The sequence below is a fragment of the Streptomyces sp. CA-278952 genome, from assembly GCF_028747205.1.
Classification (GTDB): domain Bacteria; phylum Actinomycetota; class Actinomycetes; order Streptomycetales; family Streptomycetaceae; genus Streptomyces.
The window spans coordinates 6,967,109-6,991,125 of sequence record NZ_CP112880.1; the positions used below are offsets into that span (position 1 = coordinate 6,967,109).

The following is a 24,017-nucleotide window of genomic DNA, read 5'->3' on the forward strand; positions in this document are numbered from 1 at the left end:
AGAGCCGGTCCGGGTCCCGGGCGGCCTTCGAGGGGCCCGGGCTGCCGTTCGGGCGCCCGGGGACGGCGACGTACGCTGGGAGGGTTCGCACCTCTCACCATCAGCGGAGCACCTTTCACGTGAACGACCAGCCGCGTCGCCGTCCCGCCAAGCCCCACCGCCGACCGCAGAAGGACCCGGTCCGTTTCCTCGCCTTCGAGGCGCTCCGGGCCGTCGACGAGCGTGACGCGTACGCCAACCTCGTGCTGCCCCCGCTGTTGAAGAAGGCCCGTGCCAAGGGTGACTTCGACGGCCGGGACGCGGCGCTGGCGACCGAGCTGGTCTACGGGACGCTCCGCCGCCAGGGCACGTACGACGCGATCGTGGCGGCCTGCATCGACCGGCCGCTGCGCGAGGTCGACCCGCCGGTCCTCGACGTTCTGAACATGGGCGTCCACCAGCTGCTCGGCACCCGCATTCCCACGCACGCGGCCGTCTCCGCCAGCGTGGAGCTGGCCCGGGTGGTGCTGGGGGAGGGGCGTGCGAAGTTCGTCAACGCGGTGCTGCGCAAGGTCACCGCGCACGATCTCGACGGCTGGGTGGAGAAGGTCGCCCCGCCGTACGACGAGGACGCCGAGGACCACCTCTCCGTCGCGCACTCGCACCCCCGCTGGATCGTCTCCGCTCTCTGGGACGCGCTGGGCGGCGGCCGGGCGGGCATCGAGGACCTGCTGGAAGCCGACAACGAGCGGCCCGAGGTGACGCTGGCGGCCCGCCCCGGCCGCTCCACCACCGATGAGCTGGCCGAGGCGCTCGGCGAAGACAACTCCCTGCCGGGCCGCTGGTCCCCGTACGCGGTCCGGATGGCCGAGGGCGGCGAGCCCGGCGCGCTGGAGGCCGTCCAGGAGGGCCGGGCGGGCGTCCAGGACGAGGGCAGCCAGCTCGTCGCCGCCGCTCTGGCCGCCGCACCCGTCGAGGGCCGTGACACCCGCTGGCTGGACGGCTGCGCCGGCCCGGGCGGCAAGGCCGCCCTGCTCGCCGCCCTCGCCGCCGGGCGGGGCGCCGCCCTGCTCGCCGCCGAGAAGCAGCCGCACCGCGCCCGGCTGGTCGAGCGGACGCTCGCCGGCAACCCCGGCCCGTATCAGGTGATCACGGCGGACGGCACCCGTCCGCCGTGGCTGCCCGGCACGTTCGACCGGATCCTGATGGACGTCCCCTGCTCCGGCCTGGGCGCTCTGCGGCGTCGTCCGGAGTCCCGCTGGCGGCGTCGGGCCGAGGACCTGGAAGCCTTCGCCCCGCTCCAACGAGGCCTGCTGCGCGAGGCGTTGAAGGCGGTACGGGTCGGCGGCGTAGTCGGGTACGCGACCTGCTCCCCGCATATCGCGGAGACCCGCGTGGTGGTCGAGGACGTCCTCAAGGGCCGGGGCGGGGAGCCGGTGGAGGCGGAGTGGATCGACGCCCGCCCGCTGATGCCCGGGGTGCCCGCGCTGGGGGATGGCCCCGACGTCCAGCTGTGGCCGCATCTGCACGGTACGGACGCGATGTACCTGGCGCTGCTGCGCCGGACCGGCTGAGCGTCCGGCGCGCGGACGGCGGCCGTGCCCGGCCGTCGGCCCCGCGTCGTCCGATCGCACCCCGAGAATCCCGAGTGAGGCAAAGGAACAGTAAAGCGCTGGCAAAATGCGCAGAATGTGCGAAGTGTGATGGCCCTGTGAGGCTTCGGAGCGCATCGAGGCGGGGAACCGGCGGGAGACGTGGCAGGCTTGGGGTCATGGCGCAGATCAACCCCAGCATCCTGTCCGCCGATTTCGCGCGTCTCGCCGAGGAGGCGAAGGCCGTCGAAGGCGCGGACTGGCTCCACGTCGATGTCATGGACAACCACTTCGTGCCCAACCTGACCCTCGGCGTGCCGGTCGTCGAGGCGCTCAGCAAGGCCACGGACACCCCGCTGGACTGCCACCTCATGATCGAGGACGCGGACCGCTGGGCCCCCCAGTACGTGGAGGCGGGGGCCGGATCCGTCACCTTTCACGCGGAGGCCGCGGCGGCTCCGGTGCGCCTGGCGCGGGAGATCCGGGCGAAGGGGGCGCGCGCCTCGATGGCGCTCAAGCCCGCGACGCCCATCGAGCCGTACGAGGACCTGCTCCCCGAGCTGGACATGCTGCTGATCATGACGGTCGAGCCGGGCTTCGGCGGCCAGTCCTTCCTGGACATCATGCTGCCGAAGATCCGCCGAACCCGGGAGCTGATCAGCAAGCACGGTCTCGAACTATGGCTCCAGGTCGACGGCGGGGTATCGGCCACCACCATCGAGCGCTGCGCCGAGGCCGGCGCCGACGTCTTCGTGGCGGGCTCCGCTGTCTACGGCGCGCAGGACCCGGCCGCGGCGGTGCGGGAGCTGCGGGCACAGGCGGACGCGGCCACGGCCGATGCCCCCTGGGCATGCGGACACTGAACCAAGGGCAGATGAACGCGGTCCGACAGGGCCGATCAAGGGTCGCCGGATCTGACAGGATGAACGGCGTATCGGGCGTGTGAACAGCAGTGAGGAGATCGCGGTGTCTGGCATCTCGGCGGGTCGGTCAGCCATGCGGATGGGACCCGCGGAGCTGGTGCAGGCGGCGGCCATGGCCCGCCGGTTCTACCTGGAGGGCAAGTCCAAGATCCAGATCGCCGAGGAGTTCGGCGTGAGCCGCTTCAAGGTGGCCCGGGTCCTGGAGACAGCCCTCGAACGCGATCTCGTACGCATCGAGATCCGGGTACCGGCCGAGCTGGACGCCGAACGCTCCGATGCCCTGCGGGCCCGTTACGGGCTGCGGCACGCGGTGGTCGTCGAGTCCCCGGCCGAGGAACAGGAGGACGCCCCCGACCCGGAGAACCTCGGCGAGGTCGCGGCCGACCTCCTCGGCGAGCTCGTCGCCGAGGGCGACGTGCTCGGCCTGGCCTGGGGCCGCTCCACCATCCACATGGCAGCCGCCCTCGACCGGCTCCCGCCGTGCACGGTCGTCCAGCTGACCGGTGTGTATGACGCGGGCACCGCCGAGCGCGGCTCGGTCGAGGCGGTCCGCCGGGCGGCCCAGGTCTCGGGCGGCGAGGCGCACCCCATCTACGCGCCGATGCTGCTGCCCGACCCCGCGACGGCCGCCGCGCTGCGCGAGCAGACCGGCATCGCCCGGGCCTTCGAGTACTTCGACAAGGTGACGGTCGCCGCCGTCTCCATCGGTTCCTGGGAGCCGGGCATCTCCACGGTCCACGACATGCTCTCGGACGCCGAACGCGCCCATTACGCCTCGCTCGGCGTCGCCGCCGAGATGTCCGCGCACCTCTTCGACTCCGACGGCCGCCGGGTCGGCCGTGACCTGGGGGAGCGCTGCATCACCGTGGAGGCGGACCGGCTGCGCCGGATTCCCGAGGTGGTCGCTATCGCGGGGGGTCTGCGCAAGGCGGCGGCGATCGGCGCGGTGCTGCGCTCCGGACTCGTCACCAGCCTGGTGACGGACACCGCCGCGGCCGACTTCCTGCTCACCGAGTCCCCCGCGGGCAGCCGTCCGGCACTGGAGCGGGCCGACCCCGACGGGGAGTGACGGGCGGGAACACACCGAGGGCCGTGCACCGACCGCATCCGGTGCACGGCCCTCGGCCCGTCCTGCCCCGCGTCCAGGGAGTGCCCGGCGGGTCAGAACCGGGCCCCCCTCAGCCGGCCGGCGGGGCCTTGGCCGCGCACGGGGCGGGGGCGGCGGTCTCGGTGCGCGCGGACGGAACGCCCAGCACGGTCTCCTCCAGATACTCCTCGGGCTCCTCGTACTGGCCCACGTCGGCGGGGTTGTAGCGCGGCGTCCGGCGGGACCAGTCCAGGTTGCCGCGCATCCAGCTCCGCATCCCGTCGAGGTAGGGCACCAGCATCCCGGACAGCTCCGGATACAGCTCCAGCAGCTCGTCCTCGGCGGTCAGGAACCGCTCGGTCTCCATCGCGAGGCGCTCCGCGACGTGGTCCAGCGCCTGCTGCTCCCCGAAGCCCCGGTGGTGGCGGACCAGGTGGACGAGGTTGTGGATCTCGCCGAGCACCTGCTCCTTCTCGAAGGAGTACACGTCGTTGGCCCAGCACACGTGGTTGCAGGCGGCTTCCAGGGCGGTGATGAAGCGGGGGTCGTTGTGGATCGACTCCGGGGCGTCGATGCCCGCCACGATTTCTATGAGGTCCATGCAGACGTGGATGGCCCCGGTGTGCCGCCGCTTGGCGATGTACGTGTCCTCCGAGGGCACCACGTCCTCGGCGCGGTTCCCCGCCTCCCAGGTGGTGGCGGTCGTGAGGTAGGTGACCAGGTGCCAGGCGAACCGGGTCCGCCAGTGCGGGGCGGCGTTCGGCATCGTACGTTTCCACAGGTCGGCCAGGGCCGTCACGGCGGCCGGGACGTCCTCGCCCGGCAGCGGCTCGGGGGCGGAGCCGTCGACCACCGCGCGCATCCGGTCGACGACGTCTCTCACCCGCTCGGGTGAACGCCCGAGGTGGCCGTCGTCGAGCTGGTCGTCGACCAGGAAGAGCCAGACGAACCAGTCGGCCACCAGATCGAGGTGTTCCTCGTCGGCCGTCGGATAGACCATGCCGACGAACGCCCCGAAATCAGCCTGCTCGAATCGGTTCCTCGCGGACTCGCGGTGGACCAGACCCGTCCGTCTGGTCCAGCTGTCCAGATGCCCACGGGTGTGCGCCACGTGCGGGTTGGTCCGCTGTGGGAACGGGCAGTAGATGTCCGGCAGTTCGCTGTCCACAGGCGGATCGGGATCCTCTCCGGTCAAACGGTGTGCCCAGGGGGGCCGACGAGCCGGATCGACGTTTCGGACACCCACGGGACCTGCGCGTTTGAAGCTACCTGACCCCTTGTCACCCGGTCCAGGGATGGTGATCACGAATGATTCGAATCCTGTTCGGGTAGGGTCCGTGGGTAAGGCAGGTTCCACTTGCCCGGAGCCCCCGGCCGCCTCTTCGCTCCTCTTCGGAGGAAGAGACGAACGCGGGGGTCCTTTGTTGTGTCTTTGTGGAAACGACCTGCACCGTTTCGTATGAAAAAATGAGTGTTATGCGCTTTCTTGAGCCGGGCACCGGTCGCTACACAGAGTCCCCCGCGGTCCCGTACGACCTCACGTACGACGACGTCTTCATGGTCCCGGGCCGTTCCGCGGTCGGCTCCCGGCAGGGCGTGGACCTCTCGTCGCCCGACGGGACCGGCACCACCATTCCGCTCGTGGTCGCGAACATGACCGCCATCGCGGGCCGCCGGATGGCCGAAACCATCGCCCGCCGGGGCGGCCTCGTCGTCATCCCCCAGGACATCCCGATCGAGGTCGTCACCGACGTCATCTCCTGGGTCAAGACGCGCCACCTCGTCCTCGACACCCCGATCGAGCTGGCCCCCGGCCAGACCGTCGCCGACGCGCTCTCCCTGCTGCCCAAGCGGGCCCACGGCGCGGGCGTCGTCGTCGACGCCGACCGCCGTCCGGTGGGCGTCGTCACCGACCACGACCTCACGGGCGTCGACCGCTTCACCCAGCTCTCCGAGGTCATGTCCAAAGACCTGGTGCTGCTCGACGCGGACATCGATCCGCGCGACGCCTTCAACAAGCTCGACGGTGCCAACCGCAAGCTCGCCCCCGCGGTCGACGCGCAGGGACGCCTCGTCGGCATCCTCACCCGTAAGGCAGCCCTGCGCGCCACGCTCTACACCCCCGCCACCGACGCCGAGGGCAAGCTGCGCATCGCGGCCGCCGTCGGCATCAACGGTGACGTGGCCGGCAAGGCCAAGCAGCTCCTGGACGCGGGCGCCGACGTCCTCGTCGTGGATACCGCCCACGGCCACCAGGAGTCCATGATCAGCGCGGTGAAGGCCGTCCGGGCGCTCGACCCGCAGGTGCCGATCGTCGCGGGCAACATCGTCGCCGCCGAGGGCGTACGCGACCTGATCGAGGCGGGCGCGGACATCATCAAGGTCGGCGTCGGCCCCGGCGCCATGTGCACCACCCGGATGATGACCGGCGTCGGCCGCCCGCAGTTCTCCGCCGTCCTGGAGTGCGCCGCCGAGGCGAAGAAGCACGGCAAGCACGTCTGGGCGGACGGCGGCGTCCGGCACCCGCGCGACGTCGCGATGGCGCTCGCCGCCGGCGCGTCCAACGTGATGATCGGCTCCTGGTTCGCGGGGACGTACGAGTCGCCCGGCGACCTCCAGCAGTCCGCCGACGGCCGCTTCTACAAGGAGTCCTTCGGGATGGCCTCGGCCCGCGCCGTGAAGAACCGCACCTCGGACGAGTCCGCGTACGACCGCGCCCGCAAGGCGCTCTTCGAGGAGGGCATCTCCACCTCGCGGATGTTCCTCGACCCGACCCGCCCGGGAGTCGAGGACCTCATCGACTCGATCATCGCGGGCGTCCGCTCCTCCTGCACCTACGCCGGCGCCGGCTCCCTCACGGAGTTCGCCGAGAAGGCGGTCGTCGGCGTCCAGAGCGCCGCCGGTTACGCCGAGGGCAAGCCGCTTCACGCCAGCTGGAGTTGATCCCGGATACACCGCAACGACCCTGCCCCCTCCGGCACTTCGCGCCGGAGGGGGCAGGGTCGTTTTCGGGCCTCCGGAGGCGGGTCGGGGGTGCGCTTCAACTTCGTTGAATGGTAAGTAATATGAAGCTCACTCAGCTGCCCGCCTCTCTGCGGTAAGGGATCTCATGTCCTTCTTCACTGACCTGGCCCACCAGTACATCGACGGCGAGTGGAGGCCGGGGAAGGGGTCCTGGGACATCATCGACTTCAACCCGTTCGACGGGGAGAAGCTCGCCTCGATCCCCGTCGCCACCGCCGACGAGGTCGACCAGGCCTACCGGGCCGCCGAGCGCGCCCAGCAGGCGTGGGCGGACACCAACCCGTACAGCAGGCGGACCGTCCTGGAGAAGGCGCTGCACCTCGTCGAGGAGCGCGAGCCGGAGATCAGCGACGCGATCGTCGCCGAGCTCGGCGGCACCCGGCTGAAGGCCGCCTTCGAACTGCACCTGGCCAAGGAGTTCCTCCGCGAGGCCATCCAGCTGGCGTTGCGCCCCGCCGGACAGATCCTCCCCTCGCCGACCGACGGCAAGGAGAACCGCGTCTACCGCGTGCCCGTCGGGGTCGTCGGCGTGATCAGCCCGTTCAACTTCCCGTTCCTGCTCTCCCTCAAGTCCGTCGCCCCCGCGCTGGCCCTCGGCAACGCCGTCGTCCTCAAGCCGCACCAGAACACCCCGATCTGCGGCGGCACCCTGCTGGCCAGGATCTTCGAGGACGCGGGGCTGCCCGCCGGGCTCCTGAACGTCGTGATCACCGACATCGCGGAGATCGGCGACACCCTGCTGGAGCACCCCGTGCCGCAGGTCATCTCCTTCACCGGCTCGGACAAGGTCGGCCGCCACGTCGCCACCGTCTGCGCCCGGAACCTCAAGCGCGCCGTCCTCGAACTCGGCGGCAACAGCGCCCTGATCGTGCTCGACGACGCGGACGTGGACTACGCCGTCGACGCGGCGGTCTTCAGCCGGTACGTCCACCAGGGCCAGGTCTGCATGGCCGCCAACCGCATCCTGGTCGACCGCGCCGTGGAGGCGGAGTTCACCGAGAAGTTCGTCGCCAAGGTCGCCTCGCTCACCGTCGGCGACCCCGCCGACCCGGCCACCCAGATCGGCCCGCTGATCAACTCCTCGCAGGCCGAATCCATCTCCAAGCTCGTCGACCAGACCGTGGCGGCCGGGGCGACGGCGCTGCTGCACGGCCGCGCCGACGGCAACCTGGTCAGCCCCTCCGTGCTGACCGGTCTCGCCGCCGACTCGCCCGTCCTGCACCAGGAGATCTTCGGCCCCGTCGCCCTGCTGGTGCCCTTCGACGGTGAGGACGAGGCCGTCCGCATCGCCAACGACACCCCGTACGGCCTCAGCGGCGCCGTCCACACCGGCAACATCGAGCGCGGGGTGCGGATCGGCCAGCGCATCCACACCGGCATGATCCACATCAACGACGGCACCGTCCACGACGAGCCGATCGTCCCCTTCGGCGGCGAGAAGAGCTCCGGCCTCGGCCGGCTGAACGGCGACTCGATGGTCGAGGCCTTCACCACCCAGAAGTGGATCTCCATCCAGCACGGCCGCTCGCAGTTCCCCTTCTGAAAGCCCTCCCGCCCGGTCCCGGCCGGCCGGGACCCCATCACGCCGGGCACGCCCGGGACGGCGGCGCATGGTCTACTGCGGGAGGCGGCACGCTCCGCCTCCCGCAAGCCGACCCATCGCAGAGAAGTGAACCGCCCGACGTGCGCCTGAACGACCTCGACGAACGCATCGTCCACGCCCTCGCCGAAGACGCCCGGCGCTCCTACGCCGACATCGGCGCGATCGTCGGCCTCTCCGCCCCCGCCGTGAAACGCCGCGTCGACCGGCTGCGGGCCGAGGGGGCGATCACCGGCTTCACCGTGCGGGTCGACCCGGCGGCGCTCGGCTGGGAGACCGAGGGTTTCATCGAGATCTACTGCAGCCGCAACACCTCCCCGGACGCCATCAAGCAGGGCCTCGCCCGCTATCCGGAGATCGCCTCGGCCTCGACGGTGACCGGCGAGGCGGACGCGGTGGTGCAGGTCTTCGCCGCCGACATGCGCCACTTCGAACAGGTCCTGGAGCGGATCGCGGGGGAGCCGTACGTCGAACGCACCAAATCCGTCCTGGTGCTCTCGCCGCTGCTGCGGCGGTACGCGGCGGAGGGCCCGCCCGCTTAAGGACCCGCCGCCTGGGGTCCTCCTCCCGGCAGTGGCGCACATCACCCCGCTGACCTGCGATGACACCTCACGCAACGATTCGTCGCGCCTCGCCCTTCCCGCGCAACGAATCGACGGTTGGTGCGCAACACTCGCGCCTTGTCCGGGCCGATCCGGGCCACGTACCTTCGTTACGTCTCCCCACCCCGCCCGCACCGCCCGAGGTCAGCCATGCCGTCGTTGCGCACCGCCCTGCTCCAGAGTTCCGGACGCCCGGGCGTCGTCGCCGAGAACCTGAAGGCGCTGGACGAGGCCGCCGCGCGGGCCGCCGGTGCGGGGGCCCGGCTGCTGGTTACGCCCGAGCTGTTCCTCACCGGATACGCCATCGGCGACGCGGTCCCCGAGCTGGCCGAACCCGCCGACGGCCCCGGCGCCGAGGCAGTCGCCGAGATCGCCGTACGCCACGGCCTCGCGGTCCTCTACGGCTACCCGGAGCGCGACGGGGAGCGGATCTTCAACGCGTCCCAGCTCATCGGCCCCGACGGCGGGCGCCTCGCGAACTACCGCAAGACCCACCTGTTCGGCTGCTTCGAGCAGGAGTGGTTCACCCCCGGCGACCAGCCGGTCGTCCAGGCCGACCTCGACGGCATCCGCATCGGCCTGCTGATCTGCTACGACGTCGAGTTCCCGGAGAACGTCCGGGCGCACGCCCTCGCCGGCACCGATCTGCTGCTGGTGCCCACCGCGCAGATGCACCCCTTCCAGTTCGTCGCCGAATCCGTCGTCCCCGTACGGGCCTTCGAGAGCCAGATGTACGTGGCGTACGTCAACCGCACAGGCCCGGAAGGCGCGTTCGAGTTCGTCGGGCTCAGCTGCCTGGCCGGCCCGGACGGCACCGTGCGCGCCCGCGCCGGACGCGGCGAGGAACTCGTCGTCGGCGAGGTGGACCCGGAGTTCCTGGCCGCCTCGCGCGCCGCCAACCCGTATCTGCACGACCGCCGCCCCGGCCTGTACGGCTCCCTCGCCTGAGCCCGTCTCCTCCCTGAACTTCCGTACCGCGCAAGGAGTCCGTACCCCATGACGTCCACGGTGCCCAACGCCGTCCAGCACACCGACGCGGCCGCCCCGCCGATCACCATGTTCGGGCCGGACTTCCCGTACGCCTACGACGACTTCCTCGCCCACCCGGCGGGCCTCGGGCAGATACCGGCGACCGAGCACGGCCAGGAGGTCGCCGTCATCGGCGGCGGGCTCTCCGGGATCATCGCCGCGTACGAGCTGATGAAGATGGGCCTCAAGCCCGTCGTCTACGAGGCCGACCGGATCGGCGGCCGGCTGCGCACCGTCGGCTTCGACGGCTGCGACCCCTCGCTCACCGCCGAGATGGGCGCCATGCGCTTCCCGCCCTCCTCCACGGCGCTCCAGCACTACATCGACCTGGTGGGCCTGGAGACCCGGCCCTTCCCCAACCCGCTCTCCCCGGCCACACCCTCGACCGTCGTCGACCTCAAGGGCGAGTCGCACTACGCCGAGACCATCGACGACCTGCCGCAGGTCTACCGCGACGTGGCCGAGGCGTGGAGCGCCGCTCTGGAGGAGGGCGCCGACTTCTCCGACATGAACCGGGCGCTGCGCGAGCGCGACGTACCGCGCATCCGGGAGATCTGGTCGCAGCTCGTCGAGCGGCTCGACAACCAGACCTTCTACGGCTTCCTCTGCGACTCCGACGCGTTCAAGTCCTTCCGGCACCGCGAGATCTTCGGCCAGGTCGGCTTCGGCACCGGCGGCTGGGACACCGACTTCCCCAACTCCATCCTGGAGATTTTGCGCGTCGTCTACACCGAGGCCGACGACCACCACCGCGGCATCGTCGGCGGCAGCCAGCAGCTCCCGCTGCGCCTGTGGGACCGCGAGCCGCAGAAGATCGTCCACTGGCCGCTCGGCACCTCGCTGGCCTCCCTGCACGAGGGCGAGCCGCGTCCCGCCGTGACCCGGCTGACCCGTACCGCGGGCAACCGCATCACGGTCACCGACGCCACCGGCGACATCCGCACCTTCCGGGCCGCGGTCTTCACCGGCCAGTCCTGGCTGCTGCTCTCCAAGATCGACTGCGACGACGCGCTCTTCCCGATCGACCACTGGACGGCGATGGAGCGCACCCATTACATGGAGTCGTCCAAGCTGTTCGTCCCGGTCGACCGGCCGTTCTGGCTGGACAAGGACGCGACCACCGGCCGCGACACCATGTCGATGACGCTCACCGACCGGATGACCCGGGGGACGTACCTCCTGGACGACGGCCCCGACAAGCCCGCCGTCATCTGCCTCTCCTATACATGGTGCGACGACAGCCTGAAGTGGCTGCCGCTCTCCCCGAAGGAGCGCATGGAGGTCATGCTCAAGTCGCTCGGCGAGATCTACCCGAACGTCGACGTCCGGAGCCACATCATCGGCAATCCGGTCACCGTCTCCTGGGAGAACGAGCCCTGGTTCATGGGCGCCTTCAAAGCGAACCTGCCCGGCCACTACCGTTACCAGCGGCGGCTGTTCACCCACTTCATGCAGGACGCGCTGCCCGCCGACAAGCGGGGCCTGTTCCTGGCGGGCGACGACATCTCCTGGACGGCCGGCTGGGCCGAGGGCGCGGTGCAGACCGCGCTGAACGCCGTGTGGGGCGTCATGCACCAGTTCGGCGGGGCGACCGACGCGACCAACCCCGGACCCGGCGACGTCTTCGACGAGATCGCCCCGGTGGAACTCCCCGAGGACTGAGCAGGACCCGGGCAGGGACTCGGCGGTCGTGGCCTCGGAGCAGCGCCCGCCGGATCAGGACTTCCGAGGCCCCGCGCCCTGGACGCCGGAACTCCCGTCGTGAGCGCCCTCGCCGTCCGAGCTGTCGCCGTCCGAGCTCTCGTCGTACGCGGAAGTGCCGGAGTCCAGCAGCGGTTCCTGCGTCTTGAGATGGGCCGGGGCGAAGGCCCGCAGCACGTGGTAGCCGGTGATCACGACGATCGTGCCGAGGGCGATGCCGCCCAGCTCGAAGTTGTCCGTGATCTTCAGGCTCACCCCGCCGACGCCGATGATGATGCCCGCGGCCGCCGGGACGAGGTTGAGCGGATTACGCAGGTCCACCCGGCCGTTCAGCCAGATCTGCGCACCGAGCAGGCCGATCATCCCGTAAAGGATCACGGTGATCCCGCCGAGGACCCCGCCCGGGATCGCCGCGACGACCGCGCCGAACTTGGGGCACAGGCCGAAGAGCAGTGCGAAGCAGGCCGCCGCCCAGTACGCGGCGGTGGAGTAGACGCGGGTCGCGGCCATCACGCCGATGTTCTCGGAGTAGGTGGTGTTGGGCGGCCCGCCCACGGCGGTGGAGAGCATCGACGCCGCGCCGTCCGCCGCGATGGCGGTGCCGAGCTTGTCGTCCAGCGAGTCGCCGGTCATCTCGCCCACGGCCTTCACATGCCCGGCGTTCTCCGCGACCAGCGCGATCACCACGGGCAGCGCCACCAGGATCGCGGACCACTCGAAGCTCGGTGCGTGGAAGGACGGCAAGCCGATCCAGTCGGCCTGGCCGACGGCGGACAGGTCCAGGCGCCAGTGGTCGGTGGCCTCGCCACCGCCCACCGGCGAGTGGATCTTGCCGAACACCAGGTCGAGGAGCCAGGACAGCACGTATCCGAAGACCAGCCCGAGGAAGATCGCGATCCGGGAGAGGAAGCCGCGCAGGCAGACCACGGCGAGTCCGGTGAACAGCATCACCGCCAGCGCCGTCCACTGGTCCTGCGGCCAGTAGGTCGACGCGGTCACCGGTGCGAGGTTGAAGCCGATCAGCATCACCACCGCGCCCGTCACCACCGGCGGCATCGCCGCGTGGATGATCCGCGCGCCGAACCGCTGCACGGCGAGACCCACGAGGAAGAGGGCCACCGCGACCACGAACACCGCGCCCGTGATGGTGGCGACATCGCCGCCGCTCGCCCGGATCGTGGCCGCGACGCCGACGAAGGAGAGCGAGCAGCCCAGATAGCTGGGCACCCGGCCCTTGGTCGCCAGCAGGAAGATCGCGGTCGCGACGCCGGACATCATGATCGCGAGATTCGGGTCGAGGCCCATCAGGACCGGAGCGACGAACGACGCCCCGAACATCGCGACCACGTGCTGTGCGCCGAGTCCGAACGTACGGGGCCAGGAGAGCCGCTCGTCGGGCCGCACCACCGCCCCGGGCGCCGGTGTCTTCCCGTCGCCGTGCAAGGTCCAGCGCACGCCGAGGCTCATGGTTGCTCCCTGAAGGTCTGCTCGGTGTGCCGGCCGGTCTGCGACCCGGTTGTTCCGTGTTCACCTGCGGAAAAGATCAGCGTCATGGTAGTGGTGCGGCGGGCGGCGCCGCGCGAGGGTCTCCCGCCGCGCGCCGCCGTACCGCTGCCCGGCCTGCCGTACCTCGCCGCCGCCCGCCGCACCCGTACCGCGTCCCGCGCCGCCCCCGCGCCCGTGCGCGCCGCCGTACCGCGTTCCGTCCGGTCCCGTCAGCTCCCGGCCGCGCTCTTCGTCGTCGTACCGCTTCCGGCCGCCGAGCCGGTGACCTTGCGATCGGCCGACCGCAGCACCCCGGCGCCCAGCACCAGGCCGAAGGCCAGCACCGTCACCACGCCGAACGACACCACCAGCGAGGTGGCCTCGGCCAGCGAACCGATCGCGGAGGGAGCGATCAGGCTGGAGGTGTACGTGATGGTGGCGACGCCCGCGATGGCCTGACTCGGGTTCGGCCCGCTGCGCCCGGCCGCGGCGAAGGCCAGCGGGACCACGACCGCCACGCCGAGCCCCAGCAGTGCGAAGCCGCCCATCGCGGCCGCGGGGGAGGGCGAGAACACGACCAGCAGCCCGCCCGCGGTGGCCATCAGTCCGCCTGTGCGCACCGTGCGGACCGCGCCGAACCGGTCGACGATCCGGTCCCCGGCGATCCGCGCTATCGCCATCGTCAGGGTGAACGCGGTGGTGGAGGCCGCGGCGAGACCGTCCGAGCTGTCCAGGACGTCCCGCAGGTAGACCGCCGACCAGTCCAGGCTCGCACCCTCCGCGAACACCGCGCAGAACCCGATCGCCCCGATGATCAGGGCCGACTTCGGCGGCAGGGTGAAACGCGGCGGCGGCTCCTCGTCCGGGCGGCTCTGGAGATCGAGGACGCCCCGGCAGGCGATCAGCCCCAGTGCCGTGAGCGCCAGGGCGGCGATGGTGTGGTGGAGCCGGGCGTCGGTCGCGGTGTGCGCGGCGACGGTGCCGGCCGCCGAACCGATCAGCGCGCCCACGCTCCACATGCCGTGCAGGCCCGACATGATCGACTTGTCGAGACGGTTCTCCACCTCGATGCCCAGGGCGTTCATCGCCACGTCGGACATCCCGGCCGTCGCCCCGTAGACGAACAGCGCCGCGCACAGCGTGACCAGGCTCGGCGCGAGCGCGGGCAGGATCAGCGCCAGCGTCCACAGCGCCAGCAGCCCCCGCAGGGCGGTCCGCGCACCGAACCGGTGGCTGATCCGGCCGGCGAGCGGCATCGCGATCGACGCGCCGATCGCCGGGAAGGCCAGCGCCAGGCCGAGCTGGCCCGCGCTCACTCCGGCGTGGTCCTGGATCCACGGCACCCGGGTCGCGAAACTGCCGGTCACCGCCCCGTGGACGGCGAAGACCGCGGCGATGGCGATCCGCGCCCGCTTCACCTGCTCCGTGCTGTAGACCGTGACGGTCGGGTCGTCTCTCATGCCGTCGTGTCCCTCCCCTGGGAATTCTCGGATGCCGGCCGTCCCGGCGCCCCGTGCGACGATGCGGGCCGTAAACTATCAGGAACCCTGCCTGATAAATAGTCGTTACTGTGCGGCCCGGCCCCGGAAGCGGCGGGGCGGCGATCTGGAAGGATCCCGGTATGCCCGCATCACCGAGCACGGCTCGGGCCATCAACGACCGCCTCGCCCTGCGGCTGCTCCAGGAGGACGGCCCGCTGACGGCCACCCAGCTCAAGACGTTGACCGGCCTCTCCCGTCCGACCGTCGCCGACCTCGTCGAACGGCTTCAGGGCGCCGGGCTGATCCGGGTCGTGGGCGAGTCCGGGGCCGTCCGCCGCGGACCCAACGCCCGGCTGTACGGGATCGTCGCCGACCGGGCCCATCTCGCGGCGCTCGACGTACGGCTCGGAAGCGTCAGCGTGGTCGTCACCGACCTGTTGGGAGCCACGCTCGCCGAGGGCTCCCTGCCCATCGGCAGCGACACCGGCACCGAACCGGCCGTCGAGCGGGCCGCCGCCCTTCTGGAGCGCACGGCCCGCGCGGCCGGGTCCGTCCCGCTGCACAGCGTCGGGGTCGGAGCGCCGGGGCTGATCGACCCCGGCACCGGCGAACTGCGCGACAGCACCGGCCTGCCCGCCTGGCACCGGGGCCTGGTCCGGGAGCTCCAGCGGCGGCTTCCCGCCGCCGTCCTGGTGGAGAACGAGACCAACCTCGCGGCCGTCGCGGAACACCGGGCGGGCGCCGCCCACGACCGGGAGACCTTTGTGCTGCTCTGGCTCGGCCAGGGGATCGGGGCCGCCGTCATGCTGGACGGCAAGCTGCGTCAGGGTGCGTCCGGCGGCGCGGGCGAGATCGGTTTCCTCCCCGTCCCCGGCGTGAGCGGGCTGCCCTCGGCGGTCAACTGCGAAGGCGGCTTCCACTCCCTGGCCGGCTCCGCCGCCCTGTGCGAACTGGCCGTCACGCACGGCCTCCTGGGCCCCGGCGCGGTGACCGACGGCCGGGAGGAGGCGGCGGCCGTGGACGCGGTGCGGACCGCCCTGGGAACGGGGGAGGCGGGTGAGCCCTTCCTGAAGGAGCTGGCGGACCGCCTCGCCCTCGGCGCCGCCGCCGTCGTCTCGGTGCTCGACCCCGGCTGCGTCCTGCTCGCGGGGACCGTGGGCCACGCGGGCGGCCCCGCGCTCGCCGCCCGGGTCGAGGAGCGGCTGGCCGCGATGTCACCCCTGCGGACCGAGGTCCGGGCCGGTTCGCTGGGCGACGGGGCCGTGCTGCGCGGTGCGCTGATCACCGCCCGGGACGCGGCGCAGGACGCGCTGTTCGCGCCGGAGGGCTGACCGGCGGCCCACAGCTCAGCGTAGGCGGTGGCGGGCCGGTCCGGCTCAGGCCGGGTGGCGGTGGCGGCGGTCGAGGAACTCCTCGAACGTCACGGTCCCCGTGGCGTGCCCGGGTGCCAGGTGGTCGCCGCGCCGGTTGCCCGCGTACGCCTTGCCGGCCAGCCGGACCGGTGCCACCCGCCGCTTGCGTCCGGTGGTCCGCAGGAACGTCCCGGCCAGGTCCGTGAGCCCGCGGACCTCGGGGCCGCCCAGGTCGGGCACCCGGCCCGCCGGTCCGCCCAGCGCCAGGGCCGCCAGCCGGCCGGCGACCTCGCCGCTGTCGACCGGCTGGACCCGGACACCGGAGGGCACCGGCAGCACGGGCAGCTTGGCCGCGCCGGACAGGACACGCAGGACCAGGTCGTGGAACTGCGTGGTCCGCAGGATCGTCGAGCCGAGCCCGGAGTCCTCGATCATCCGCTCCACCCGGCGCTTGACCGTGTAGTAGCCCAGCGGCAGCCGGCCCACGCCCACGATCGAGATGTAGAGCAGATGCGGCGTCCCGGCCCGCTCCGCCGCGTCGAGGAGGAACCCCGCCGCCCGGTCGTCGCCGCCGCGCGGGGTCGTGGCGCAGTGGACGATCACGTCCGCCCCCTCGACCGCCGCGTCCAGACCCTTGCCGTCGCGCAGATCGACGGCGTACGAGGGGGAGCGGCGGCTGAGCCCGCGGACGTCGGCCCCCGCGGTGCGCAGCCGCTCCGCGACCTGCCGGCCGAGGGTTCCGGTGGCGCCGGTGACCAGAATCGTCGTCATGGTGCCAGCCTGCCAGAACGGGGTCGGGCCCGCCGGAAAGCGCCCGGCGCCTGTCAGCGCCCCCGGCAATGCCCCCGGCCCCGGCGGTGGGCGCCGGGGCCGGGGACGACAGGGCCGGTCCGCCCGGTGGTGAACGGAGGGGTGCAGCCGCTCACCACCGGGTGGTCGGAGAGGGGATCAGCAGGCGCCGAGGTCCTTCCAGGCGCCCCACTGGCCGGTGGATCCGGGCGTCTCGCCCTTCGTCCACCACGAGGCCTTCCACTGGTGGCCGCCGTGGCTGACGGTGGAGCCGCCGCCGTACTCGGTGGCCGCGTTCCAGGCCGGGGCCGAGCAGGTGCCGCCCGGCTGCGTCGGAGTCGGGGTCGGCGTCGGGGTCGGCGTCGGGCCGGTCGGGTCCGGCGTCGGCGTCGGGGTGGGCGTGGGGGTGGGCGTGGGGTCGGTCCCGGTGCCGGGCTCGACCACGGTGGTGCCCCGGGCCAGGTCACCGGCGAGGGAGTAGGACTTCCCGCCGAAGGTCACGGTCCAGTTCGACGGTGTGGAGGTCGGCAGGTAGTAGACGAAGTCCAGCTCCACCGAGGCGCCGGGGGCCAGCGTCTGCCAGGCCGGGAGCTTCAGCGAGACGCGGTTGTAGTCGCCCTTGAGGCCGCCGATGTTGTTGGCCGCCGTGTGGTCGCTGCGGATGATCGTCGTGCCGAAGCCGGACTGGTCCTTGGCGTTGGCCGGGGCGGAGGTGGAGTAGTCGAACTGGAACTCCGTACCGCCGGGCAGTGTGGCCTTGGTCCGGTTGGTGATCTTCAGCTTGGGGCTGATCGGGTAGTTGGAGTCGCCCAGCGGGAACTGCCCGAAGGAGACGTCGATGTTCACGGCCTGGGTGGGCAGGTCGATCGTGGAGCGCTTCGCGCCGTACGGGGTCGCCGACTTGAACGCGTCGTACATCGCGGTGGTCAGCGTCGAGCCGGTCTCGTACTGGCCCTTGGCCGCGTTCCACCGGTAGTCGCCCGCCAGCTCCCAGATCATCGTGCCGCCGATGCCCTTGTCCACGACGTAGTCGGCCTTGGCCTTCACCGACTGCTCGTCCTCGGTGGAGAGGAACACCTTCTTCTGGGCGTTCCACAGCCACGGCGCGACCAGCGTGGAGTCGTACTTGCGGACGTACGTGCCGGTCAGCTGGGTGTTCGCGGGGAAACCGTAGTCGGTGACGTAGTCGCCGACGATGCCCTTCTCCAGGTTCTTCGCGTGCCACATCGGGTTCGAACCGGCAGGCGATTCCTTGCCGTTGGTGTCCTTGTCGTGCCAGAGGTTGTCGATCCCGACCGCGCCGTCACCGCACTTGGTCAGCCCCGCGCCCGCCGGGCAGTCGGTCGTGGCCGCCTTGCCCCACAGGCCGTCGGTGCCGCCCTGCACGTTCTTGAAGCCGCGGGTGTAGTACGGCAGGCCGATGTTGATCCGGCCGGCCGGCATCGAGCCGCGGAAGTAGTGGTAGGCCCAGTCGGTGTTGAGGTAGCCGGTGCCGCCGTACTGCGAGGTGGAGTACACGCTCGCCTGCGCCAGTTCGGCGTCCTTGCCGTCGTCGAACAGGGAGGCGTTCGGGCCGACGTACTCGTTCCAGGCGCCGTGCAGGTCGTAGGACATGATGTTGACGTAGTCCAGGTACTTCTGCATCTGGTACGTCTCCATGCCCCGCAGCAGGTAGCCGGAGGAGGGGGCGGCGACGGTCAGCAGGTAGTGCTTGCCGTCGGCGGCGCCCGCGCGGTCGAGCTTCTCGCGCAGCGTCTTCATCAGGGCGTCGTAGCCTTTGACCAGCCCGGCGCGGCGGCCGTTGGACAGCGTGTGGTCCAGCGGGTTGCCCGCGTCCTTCATGGTCGTCGCGTACTCGTAGTCGATGTCGACGCCGTTGAAGCCGTACTTCTTGATGAAGTCGACGGCCGAGTCCGCGAAGGTGTTGATGCCGTTCTGGTTGACCGAGCCGTCGGCGTTGGTCGCCATCGAGTAGAAGCCGCCCGAGTCGACGCGCTTGCCGTCGGGTCCGAAGTATCCGCCGGTCTCGGCCCAACCGCCCACGGAGACCAGGGTCTTCACGTTCGGGTGCTGCTTCTTGTACTTCGTCAGCAGGTTGAAGTGCCCCTTGTAGGGGAGCGCCGGGTCCATCTCCGCGCCTGCGACACCGGGCCAGGTCATACCGGTGGAGGCGTTGTCGGCGCTGTCGGGGCCGACCGAGAGCTTGTTGGAGCCGTCGACGTGCGCGAAGGCGTAGTTGAGGTGGGTGACCTTGTCCCACGGGATGTCCGGGACCAGATAGGCGTCCTTGCCGTCCTTGCCGGTACGCCAGTTGGTGAAGTAGCCGATCACGCGGCGCTTGTGGTCGGCGCCCATCTTCTCGCGGCCGTCGGCGTCGTAGACGGAGCAGTAGGGGACGTCGACGCCGGGGGTCTGGTACAGCCCGTCGGGGCGACAGGAGGTCTGGTCGGCGGCGGCCGAGGGGCCTGCGGCGAGTGAGCTCATCAGCAGTCCGGCGACGGCGGCGCCGGCGGCGAGCAGGGTGGCTCTCGCTCGGGTGGGGGACAGCATGTGGTCGTTCCTCCTGGGGAGGTCGGCAGAACACAACTGGCAAAAGGGGGTGGGTCGTGTCGGGGTCCTGGTGTGCGCACACCGCCGGACCGAACCTCGGAGGTGACGCAGAGATTAAGAGGACTAGACCAGTGCGTCAATAGGTCCGGACCTTTAAGCGTCAACTTTCCCGACGGGTCCCCTGTGGCTTCCCTGTGGCTCGCCGATGACTACGTTGTCGGCTTCTCGCCAACGGATTCGCGCCACGTTTCCTGTGACCCAGCCCACAGTGCTCACCCGCATGGCCGTGAGGCGTCCGTGGCAGACTGGTTCCGTACCAGTAGCAGCGCACTCCGGGGTCGGTGCAATTCCGAACCGGCGGTTATAGTCCGCGACCCGTCCGCAGCCAGCGGCCGGTTGACCAGGTGAGATTCCTGGACCGACGGTGAAAGTCCGGATGGGAGGCAGTGCGCGGCGGGTTGTCATCGGTACGCCGCCGTCGGCGGACGCATGGCCGGGAGTCTCCCGTGACGCCGTGCGTTCCTGGCGTTTCCCGTTCTCGGGTTTTCGGCGTTTCCGCTGGTGGTCCGCTCTATCTGTCGTCATCGACAGGCCCCGGAGTCCGTGCCCGAAGAGGCAGGAGGACCCGGTGGACACCGCAGCCGACATCACCGCCATGCGCCGAGCGATCACGCTCGCGGCGCGCGGTCTCGGCTCCACCAGCCCCAATCCGGTCGTCGGATGTGTGATCACCGACGCCGCCGGAGCCGTCGTCGGCGAAGGCTTCCACCAGCGCGCCGGAGGGCCGCACGCCGAGGTCCACGCCCTGCGCGCGGCCGGCGGGCGGGCCCGCGGCTCCACCGCCTACGTCACCCTCGAACCCTGCGACCACACCGGCCGCACCGGCCCCTGCTCCCAAGCCCTCCTGGCCGCCGGGATCAGCCGCGTCGTGTACGCGGTCGCCGACCCGAACCCGGGGGCCGCGGGCGGCGGCGACGCCCTGCGCCACGCCGGGGTCCGGGCCGAACAGGGCCTCCTCGCGGAGGAGGCCGAGGCGGGCAACGCCGCCTGGCTGACCTCGGTGCGCCTCGGGCGGCCGTACGTCCTGTGGAAGTACGCCGCCACCCTCGACGGCCGGATCGCCGCCGCCGACGCCACCAGCCGCTGGATCACCTCGCCCGAGGCCCGCGCCGACGTCCACCGGCTGCGCGCCGAGGCCGACGCCGTGGTCGTCGGCTCCGGCACCGCCCGCACCGACGACCCCCAGCTCGCGGTACGCGGCATCGACGGCGTCACCCAGCCGCTGCGGGTCGTCGTCGACACGAACGCCACCGCCGTGAAGCCCGGCGCCCGGGTCCTGGACGACACCGCGCCCACCCTGGTCGCCGTCGCCGACGACGCCCCCGCCGGCCCCCTCCCCGAGGCCGCCGTCCTGCGCGTGCCCCGCGCCGCCGCCGGACCCGGCCTCGACCTCGACGCCCTCCTCGGGGCCCTGCACAAGCGCGGCGTCCTCTCCGTACTCCTCGAAGGCGGCCCCACCCTCGCCGGCGCGTTCGTCGCCGCGGGAAAGGTCGACAAGGTCGTCGGCTACCTCGCCCCGGTGCTCCTCGGCGCGGGCCCCGCCGCCCTCGCCGACGCCGGAATCACCACGATCGCCGAGGCGTTGCGCCTCGATGTGACCGAGACCGTGCCGATCGGCCCCGATCTGCGCATCACCGCCGTCCCCGCCCCTGCTCGGAAGGGAAACTGAGTGTTCACCGGAATTGTCGAAGAACTGGGTGAGGTCACCGCCGTCGAGCAGCTGGCGGACGCCTCCCGCTTCCGGCTGCGCGGCCCCGTCGTCACCGAGGGCGCGGGGCACGGCGACTCCATCGCGGTGAACGGCGTCTGCCTCACCGTCGTGGAGACCGCCGACGGCGAGTTCACCGCCGACGTGATGGCCGAGACGCTGAAGCGCTCCAGCCTCGGCGCGCTCACCACCGGCTCCCGGGTCAACCTGGAGCGCCCGATGGCGCTCGGCGGCCGGCTCGGCGGGCACATCGTCCAGGGCCATGTGGACGGCACCGGCACCATCGTCGAGCGCACCCCCTCCGAGCACTGGGAGCTCGTCAAGGTCTCCTTGCCGCCCGAGCTGACCCGGTACGTCGTGGAGAAGGGCTCCATCACCGTCGACGGCGTCAGCCTCACCGTCGTGGACGCGGCGGCCGACCACTTCACCATCAGCCTCATCCCCACCACCCTCGCCCTGACCACGCTCGGCCGCAAGCAGCCCGGCGACCCGGTCAACCTGGAGGTGGACGTGCTGGCCAAGTACGTCGAGCGGCTGCTCGGCGACCGGGCCGGACAGGACCCGCGATGAACGCCGCGAACTGGCTCAACTCCGAGGCCTTCACCGTCTTCGGCCAGCACATCAAGTGGTCGGACATGATCGGCAACCTCGTCGGCCTGATCGCCCTGGCCCTCGGCTGGCGGCGCTCGATCTGGACCTGGCCCGCCCAGCTCCTCTCCGGCGTGATCCTGCTCGTCGCCTTCGCCTCCGCGCACCTCTCCGGCAGCGCGGGCAAGCAGCTGGTCGTCATCGTCGTCGCCCTGTGGGGCTGGTGGTCCTGGAACCGCGGCAAGCAGCAGGCCCAGGACGGCTCCATAGCCGTCCGCTTCGCCACCTGGCGCGAGCGCGGCGTGCTGATCGGCGCCGCCGCCCTCGGCACCCTCGCCGTCGGCGGCCTGTTCACCGCCTTCCCGTCGCTGTCCTGGGACCCCTGGCCGGACGCGTACATCTTCGTCGGCACCGTCGTCGCGATGTACGCCCAGGCCCGCGGCATGGTCGAGTTCTGGTTCGCCTGGCTGCTCGTCGACCTCGTCGGCGTCCCGCTGAACTTCGCCAACGGATTCGCCTTCTCCGGCTTCGTCTACGTCATCTACGGCGCCCTCGTCCTGTGGGGGATGCGCGACTGGTGGCTGCGCACGCGGACACCCGCTCTGGAAGGAGCCACGGCATGACTGCCCAGCCCACCTGGCTGCACCCCGACCACGAACCGCCCCCCGAGAACCTCTCCCTGGACCCGGTCGAGCAGGCCGTCCGCGACATCGCCGCCGGCCGGCCCGTCGTCGTCGTGGACGACGAGGACCGCGAGAACGAGGGCGACCTCGTCATCGCCGCCGAGAAGGCCACCCCCGAGATCGTCGCCTTCATGATGAGCGAGTGCCGCGGTCTGATCTGCGCGCCCATGGAGAGCGACGAGCTGGAACGCCTCGACCTCCCGCAGATGGTCGAGCACAACACCGAGTCGATGCGGACCGCCTTCACCGTCTCCGTCGACGCCTCCGCCGCGCACGGCGTCACCACCGGCATCTCCGCCGCCGACCGCGCCACCACCCTGCGCATGCTCGCGGGCGGCGTCGCCGGCCCCGGCGACTTCGTCCGGCCCGGCCACATCTTCCCGCTGCGCGCCCGCTCCGGCGGCGTCCTCGTCCGCAACGGCCACACCGAGGCCGCCGTCGACCTCGCCCGGCTCGCCGGGCTCCGCCCCGCCGGGGCCATCGTCGAGATCGCGGGCGAGGACGGCGTCATGCTCCGGCTGCCCGAGCTGATCCCCTTCGCCCGCAAGCACGGCCTGACGATCATCTCCATCGAGGACCTGATCGCCTACCGCCGCAGCAACGAGCCGACCGTCCGCCGCGAGGCCGCGACCCGGCTGCCCACCGCGTTCGGCGACTTCACCGCGTACGGCTACCGCTCCAGCGTCGACGGCGTCGAACACGTCGCCCTGGTCCACGGCGACATCGGCGACGGCGAGGACGTCCTCGTCCGGATCCACTCCGAGTGCCTGACCGGCGACATCTTCCAGTCCCAGCGCTGCGACTGCGGCCCCCAGCTGCACGCCTCCATGCGCCGCATCACCGAGCAGGGCCGGGGCGTCGTCGTCTACCTGCGCGGCCACGAGGGACGCGGCATCGGCCTGCTCTCCAAGCTGCGCGCGTACGAACTCCAGGAGCGCGGCGTGGACACCCTCGACGCCAACCTGGAGCTCGGCCTGCCCGCCGACGCCCGCGACTACGCGGCGGGCGCCCAGATCCTCGCGGACCTCGGCGTGCGCAGCCTGCGGCTGATGACCAACAACCCCGACAAGACCGCGGCCGTCGTCCGCCACGGCCTCGCCGTCACCGGCCGGGAACCCATGCCCGTCCAGGCCGGCGAGCACAACCTCCGCTACCTGCGCACCAAGCGCGACCGCATGGGCCACGACCTGCCCTGGCTGGACGGCGCCCCCGCGTCGACCTGCGCCAACCAGTGACGCGAACCACCGAACACCACGTAACCAGCAACAGGAGAGACATGAGCGGCAAGGGTGCACCCGAACTGTCCGTACGCAACTGCGGCGACCTGCGCGTGGCCGTGATCGCGGCCCAGTGGCACGAGAAGGTCATGGACGGACTCGTCGACGGCGCCCTGCGCGCCCTGCACGAGCTGGGCATCGACGAGCCGACCCTCCTCCGCGTCCCGGGCAGCTTCGAGCTGCCCGTCGTCGCCAAGGTGCTCGCCGGACGCGGCTACGACGCGATCGTCGCCCTCGGCGTGGTCATCCGGGGCGGCACCCCCCACTTCGAGTACGTCTCCCAGGGCGTCACCCTCGGCCTCACCCAGGTCACCGTCGACACCGGTGTTCCCGTCGGCTTCGGCGTACTGACCTGCGACACCGAGGAGCAGGCGCTGGACCGGGCCGGCCTCGAAGGCTCCAACGAGGACAAGGGGCACGAAGCGGTCACCGCCGCCGTGGCCACCGCGGCCACGCTGCGCACCGTCAACGAACCCTGGCGCTGAGTGCCCTCCCGCGACCCCGTAT

At 71.6% G+C, this 24,017-nt stretch carries 19 protein-coding genes and 1 riboswitch; of the genes, 14 read left to right on the plus strand and 5 right to left on the minus strand.

Annotation, left to right across the window (positions count from 1 at the left end):
- Nucleotides 1-119: 119 nt before the first annotated feature.
- From N7925_RS30965 to N7925_RS30975, 3 genes are all read left to right on the plus strand, one after another.
- Nucleotides 120-1,553 (plus strand): RsmB/NOP family class I SAM-dependent RNA methyltransferase, encoded by a 1,434-nt coding sequence (locus tag N7925_RS30965; RefSeq protein ID WP_274345809.1) that lies wholly within the window; start codon nt 120-122, stop codon nt 1,551-1,553.
- A 197-nt stretch (nt 1,554-1,750) separates the two neighbouring features.
- Nucleotides 1,751-2,434 (plus strand): ribulose-phosphate 3-epimerase, encoded by a 684-nt coding sequence (rpe, locus tag N7925_RS30970; RefSeq protein WP_265602772.1) that lies wholly within the window; start codon nt 1,751-1,753, stop codon nt 2,432-2,434.
- A 133-nt stretch (nt 2,435-2,567) separates the two neighbouring features.
- Nucleotides 2,568-3,563, plus strand: a complete 996-nt coding sequence (locus tag N7925_RS30975) for a sugar-binding transcriptional regulator (RefSeq protein ID WP_265604062.1) — start codon at nt 2,568-2,570, stop codon at nt 3,561-3,563.
- Between the two features lie 109 nt (nt 3,564-3,672).
- Here N7925_RS30975 and N7925_RS30980 read toward each other — a convergent pair whose 3' ends face one another.
- Nucleotides 3,673-4,749 carry a terpene synthase family protein gene (locus N7925_RS30980; RefSeq protein ID WP_265602773.1) on the minus strand — a complete coding sequence of 359 codons (1,077 nt, stop codon included), beginning with the start codon at nt 4,747-4,749 and terminating at the stop codon, nt 3,673-3,675.
- A 308-nt stretch (nt 4,750-5,057) separates the two neighbouring features.
- On the opposite strand from N7925_RS30980, the gene N7925_RS30985 reads away from it, so the two are divergent.
- The 5 genes from N7925_RS30985 to N7925_RS31005 all read left to right on the plus strand — a co-directional run bounded on the left by N7925_RS30985 (nt 5,058) and on the right by N7925_RS31005 (nt 11,498).
- On the plus strand, nt 5,058-6,524 hold the full coding sequence (locus N7925_RS30985) for a GuaB1 family IMP dehydrogenase-related protein (RefSeq protein ID WP_265602774.1): 1,467 nt from the start codon (nt 5,058-5,060) through the stop codon (nt 6,522-6,524).
- A 166-nt stretch (nt 6,525-6,690) separates the two neighbouring features.
- The gene (locus N7925_RS30990) at nt 6,691-8,148 is read left to right on the plus strand and encodes an aldehyde dehydrogenase family protein (RefSeq protein WP_265602775.1); all 1,458 of its coding nucleotides are present in this window, start codon (nt 6,691-6,693) and stop codon (nt 8,146-8,148) included.
- Nucleotides 8,149-8,288: 140 nt separating this feature from the next.
- On the plus strand, nt 8,289-8,747 hold the full coding sequence (locus N7925_RS30995; protein WP_215107142.1) for an Lrp/AsnC family transcriptional regulator: 459 nt from the start codon (nt 8,289-8,291) through the stop codon (nt 8,745-8,747).
- A 210-nt stretch (nt 8,748-8,957) separates the two neighbouring features.
- A complete protein-coding gene (locus N7925_RS31000; RefSeq protein ID WP_274345810.1) occupies nt 8,958-9,755 on the plus strand; it encodes a carbon-nitrogen hydrolase family protein in 798 nt (265 codons plus the stop codon).
- 48 nt (nt 9,756-9,803) lie between these two features.
- A complete protein-coding gene (locus N7925_RS31005) occupies nt 9,804-11,498 on the plus strand; it encodes a flavin monoamine oxidase family protein (RefSeq protein WP_265602777.1) in 1,695 nt (564 codons plus the stop codon).
- A 54-nt stretch (nt 11,499-11,552) separates the two neighbouring features.
- Here N7925_RS31005 and N7925_RS31010 read toward each other — a convergent pair whose 3' ends face one another.
- Together N7925_RS31010 and N7925_RS31015 are read right to left on the minus strand one after the other, a co-directional pair.
- Complete coding sequence (locus tag N7925_RS31010; RefSeq protein WP_274345811.1) at nt 11,553-13,004, minus strand: uracil-xanthine permease family protein; 1,452 nt, start codon at nt 13,002-13,004, stop codon at nt 11,553-11,555.
- Between the two features lie 248 nt (nt 13,005-13,252).
- Entirely contained in the window at nt 13,253-14,482 is a 1,230-nt protein-coding gene (locus N7925_RS31015) for an MFS transporter (RefSeq protein ID WP_274345812.1), read from the minus strand.
- Nucleotides 14,483-14,643: 161 nt separating this feature from the next.
- On the opposite strand from N7925_RS31015, the gene N7925_RS31020 reads away from it, so the two are divergent.
- Nucleotides 14,644-15,834, plus strand: a complete 1,191-nt coding sequence (locus tag N7925_RS31020) for an ROK family transcriptional regulator (protein WP_274345813.1) — start codon at nt 14,644-14,646, stop codon at nt 15,832-15,834.
- A gap of 45 nt (nt 15,835-15,879) precedes the next feature.
- On the opposite strand, the gene N7925_RS31025 is transcribed toward N7925_RS31020, so the two are convergent.
- On the minus strand, nt 15,880-16,626 hold the full coding sequence (locus N7925_RS31025) for an SDR family oxidoreductase (RefSeq protein ID WP_274345814.1): 747 nt from the start codon (nt 16,624-16,626) through the stop codon (nt 15,880-15,882).
- Nucleotides 16,627-16,803: 177 nt separating this feature from the next.
- Nucleotides 16,804-19,194, minus strand: a complete 2,391-nt coding sequence (locus N7925_RS31030) for a chitinase C-terminal domain-containing protein (protein ID WP_274345815.1) — start codon at nt 19,192-19,194, stop codon at nt 16,804-16,806.
- Nucleotides 19,195-19,517: 323 nt separating this feature from the next.
- Nucleotides 19,518-19,648, plus strand: a riboswitch (FMN riboswitch).
- Between the two features lie 174 nt (nt 19,649-19,822).
- On the opposite strand from N7925_RS31030, the gene ribD reads away from it, so the two are divergent.
- The 5 genes from ribD to ribH are packed head-to-tail and all read left to right on the plus strand — an operon-like array spanning nt 19,823 to nt 23,995.
- Nucleotides 19,823-20,923, plus strand: coding sequence for a bifunctional diaminohydroxyphosphoribosylaminopyrimidine deaminase/5-amino-6-(5-phosphoribosylamino)uracil reductase RibD (ribD, locus tag N7925_RS31035; RefSeq protein ID WP_274345816.1), 1,101 nt, complete (start codon nt 19,823-19,825; stop codon nt 20,921-20,923).
- Nucleotides 20,924-21,532, plus strand: a complete 609-nt coding sequence (locus tag N7925_RS31040) for a riboflavin synthase (RefSeq protein WP_265602783.1) — start codon at nt 20,924-20,926, stop codon at nt 21,530-21,532.
- Nucleotides 21,529-22,173, plus strand: a complete 645-nt coding sequence (locus tag N7925_RS31045; protein ID WP_007453190.1) for a nicotinamide mononucleotide transporter family protein — start codon at nt 21,529-21,531, stop codon at nt 22,171-22,173. The genes N7925_RS31040 and N7925_RS31045 overlap by 4 nt, the downstream gene beginning before the upstream one ends.
- Complete coding sequence (locus N7925_RS31050) at nt 22,170-23,468, plus strand: bifunctional 3,4-dihydroxy-2-butanone-4-phosphate synthase/GTP cyclohydrolase II (protein WP_274345817.1); 1,299 nt, start codon at nt 22,170-22,172, stop codon at nt 23,466-23,468. Before N7925_RS31045 ends, N7925_RS31050 begins: the two co-directional genes overlap by 4 nt.
- A gap of 41 nt (nt 23,469-23,509) precedes the next feature.
- Complete coding sequence (ribH, locus tag N7925_RS31055; protein ID WP_265602786.1) at nt 23,510-23,995, plus strand: 6,7-dimethyl-8-ribityllumazine synthase; 486 nt, start codon at nt 23,510-23,512, stop codon at nt 23,993-23,995.
- Nucleotides 23,996-24,017 lie beyond the last annotated feature (22 nt).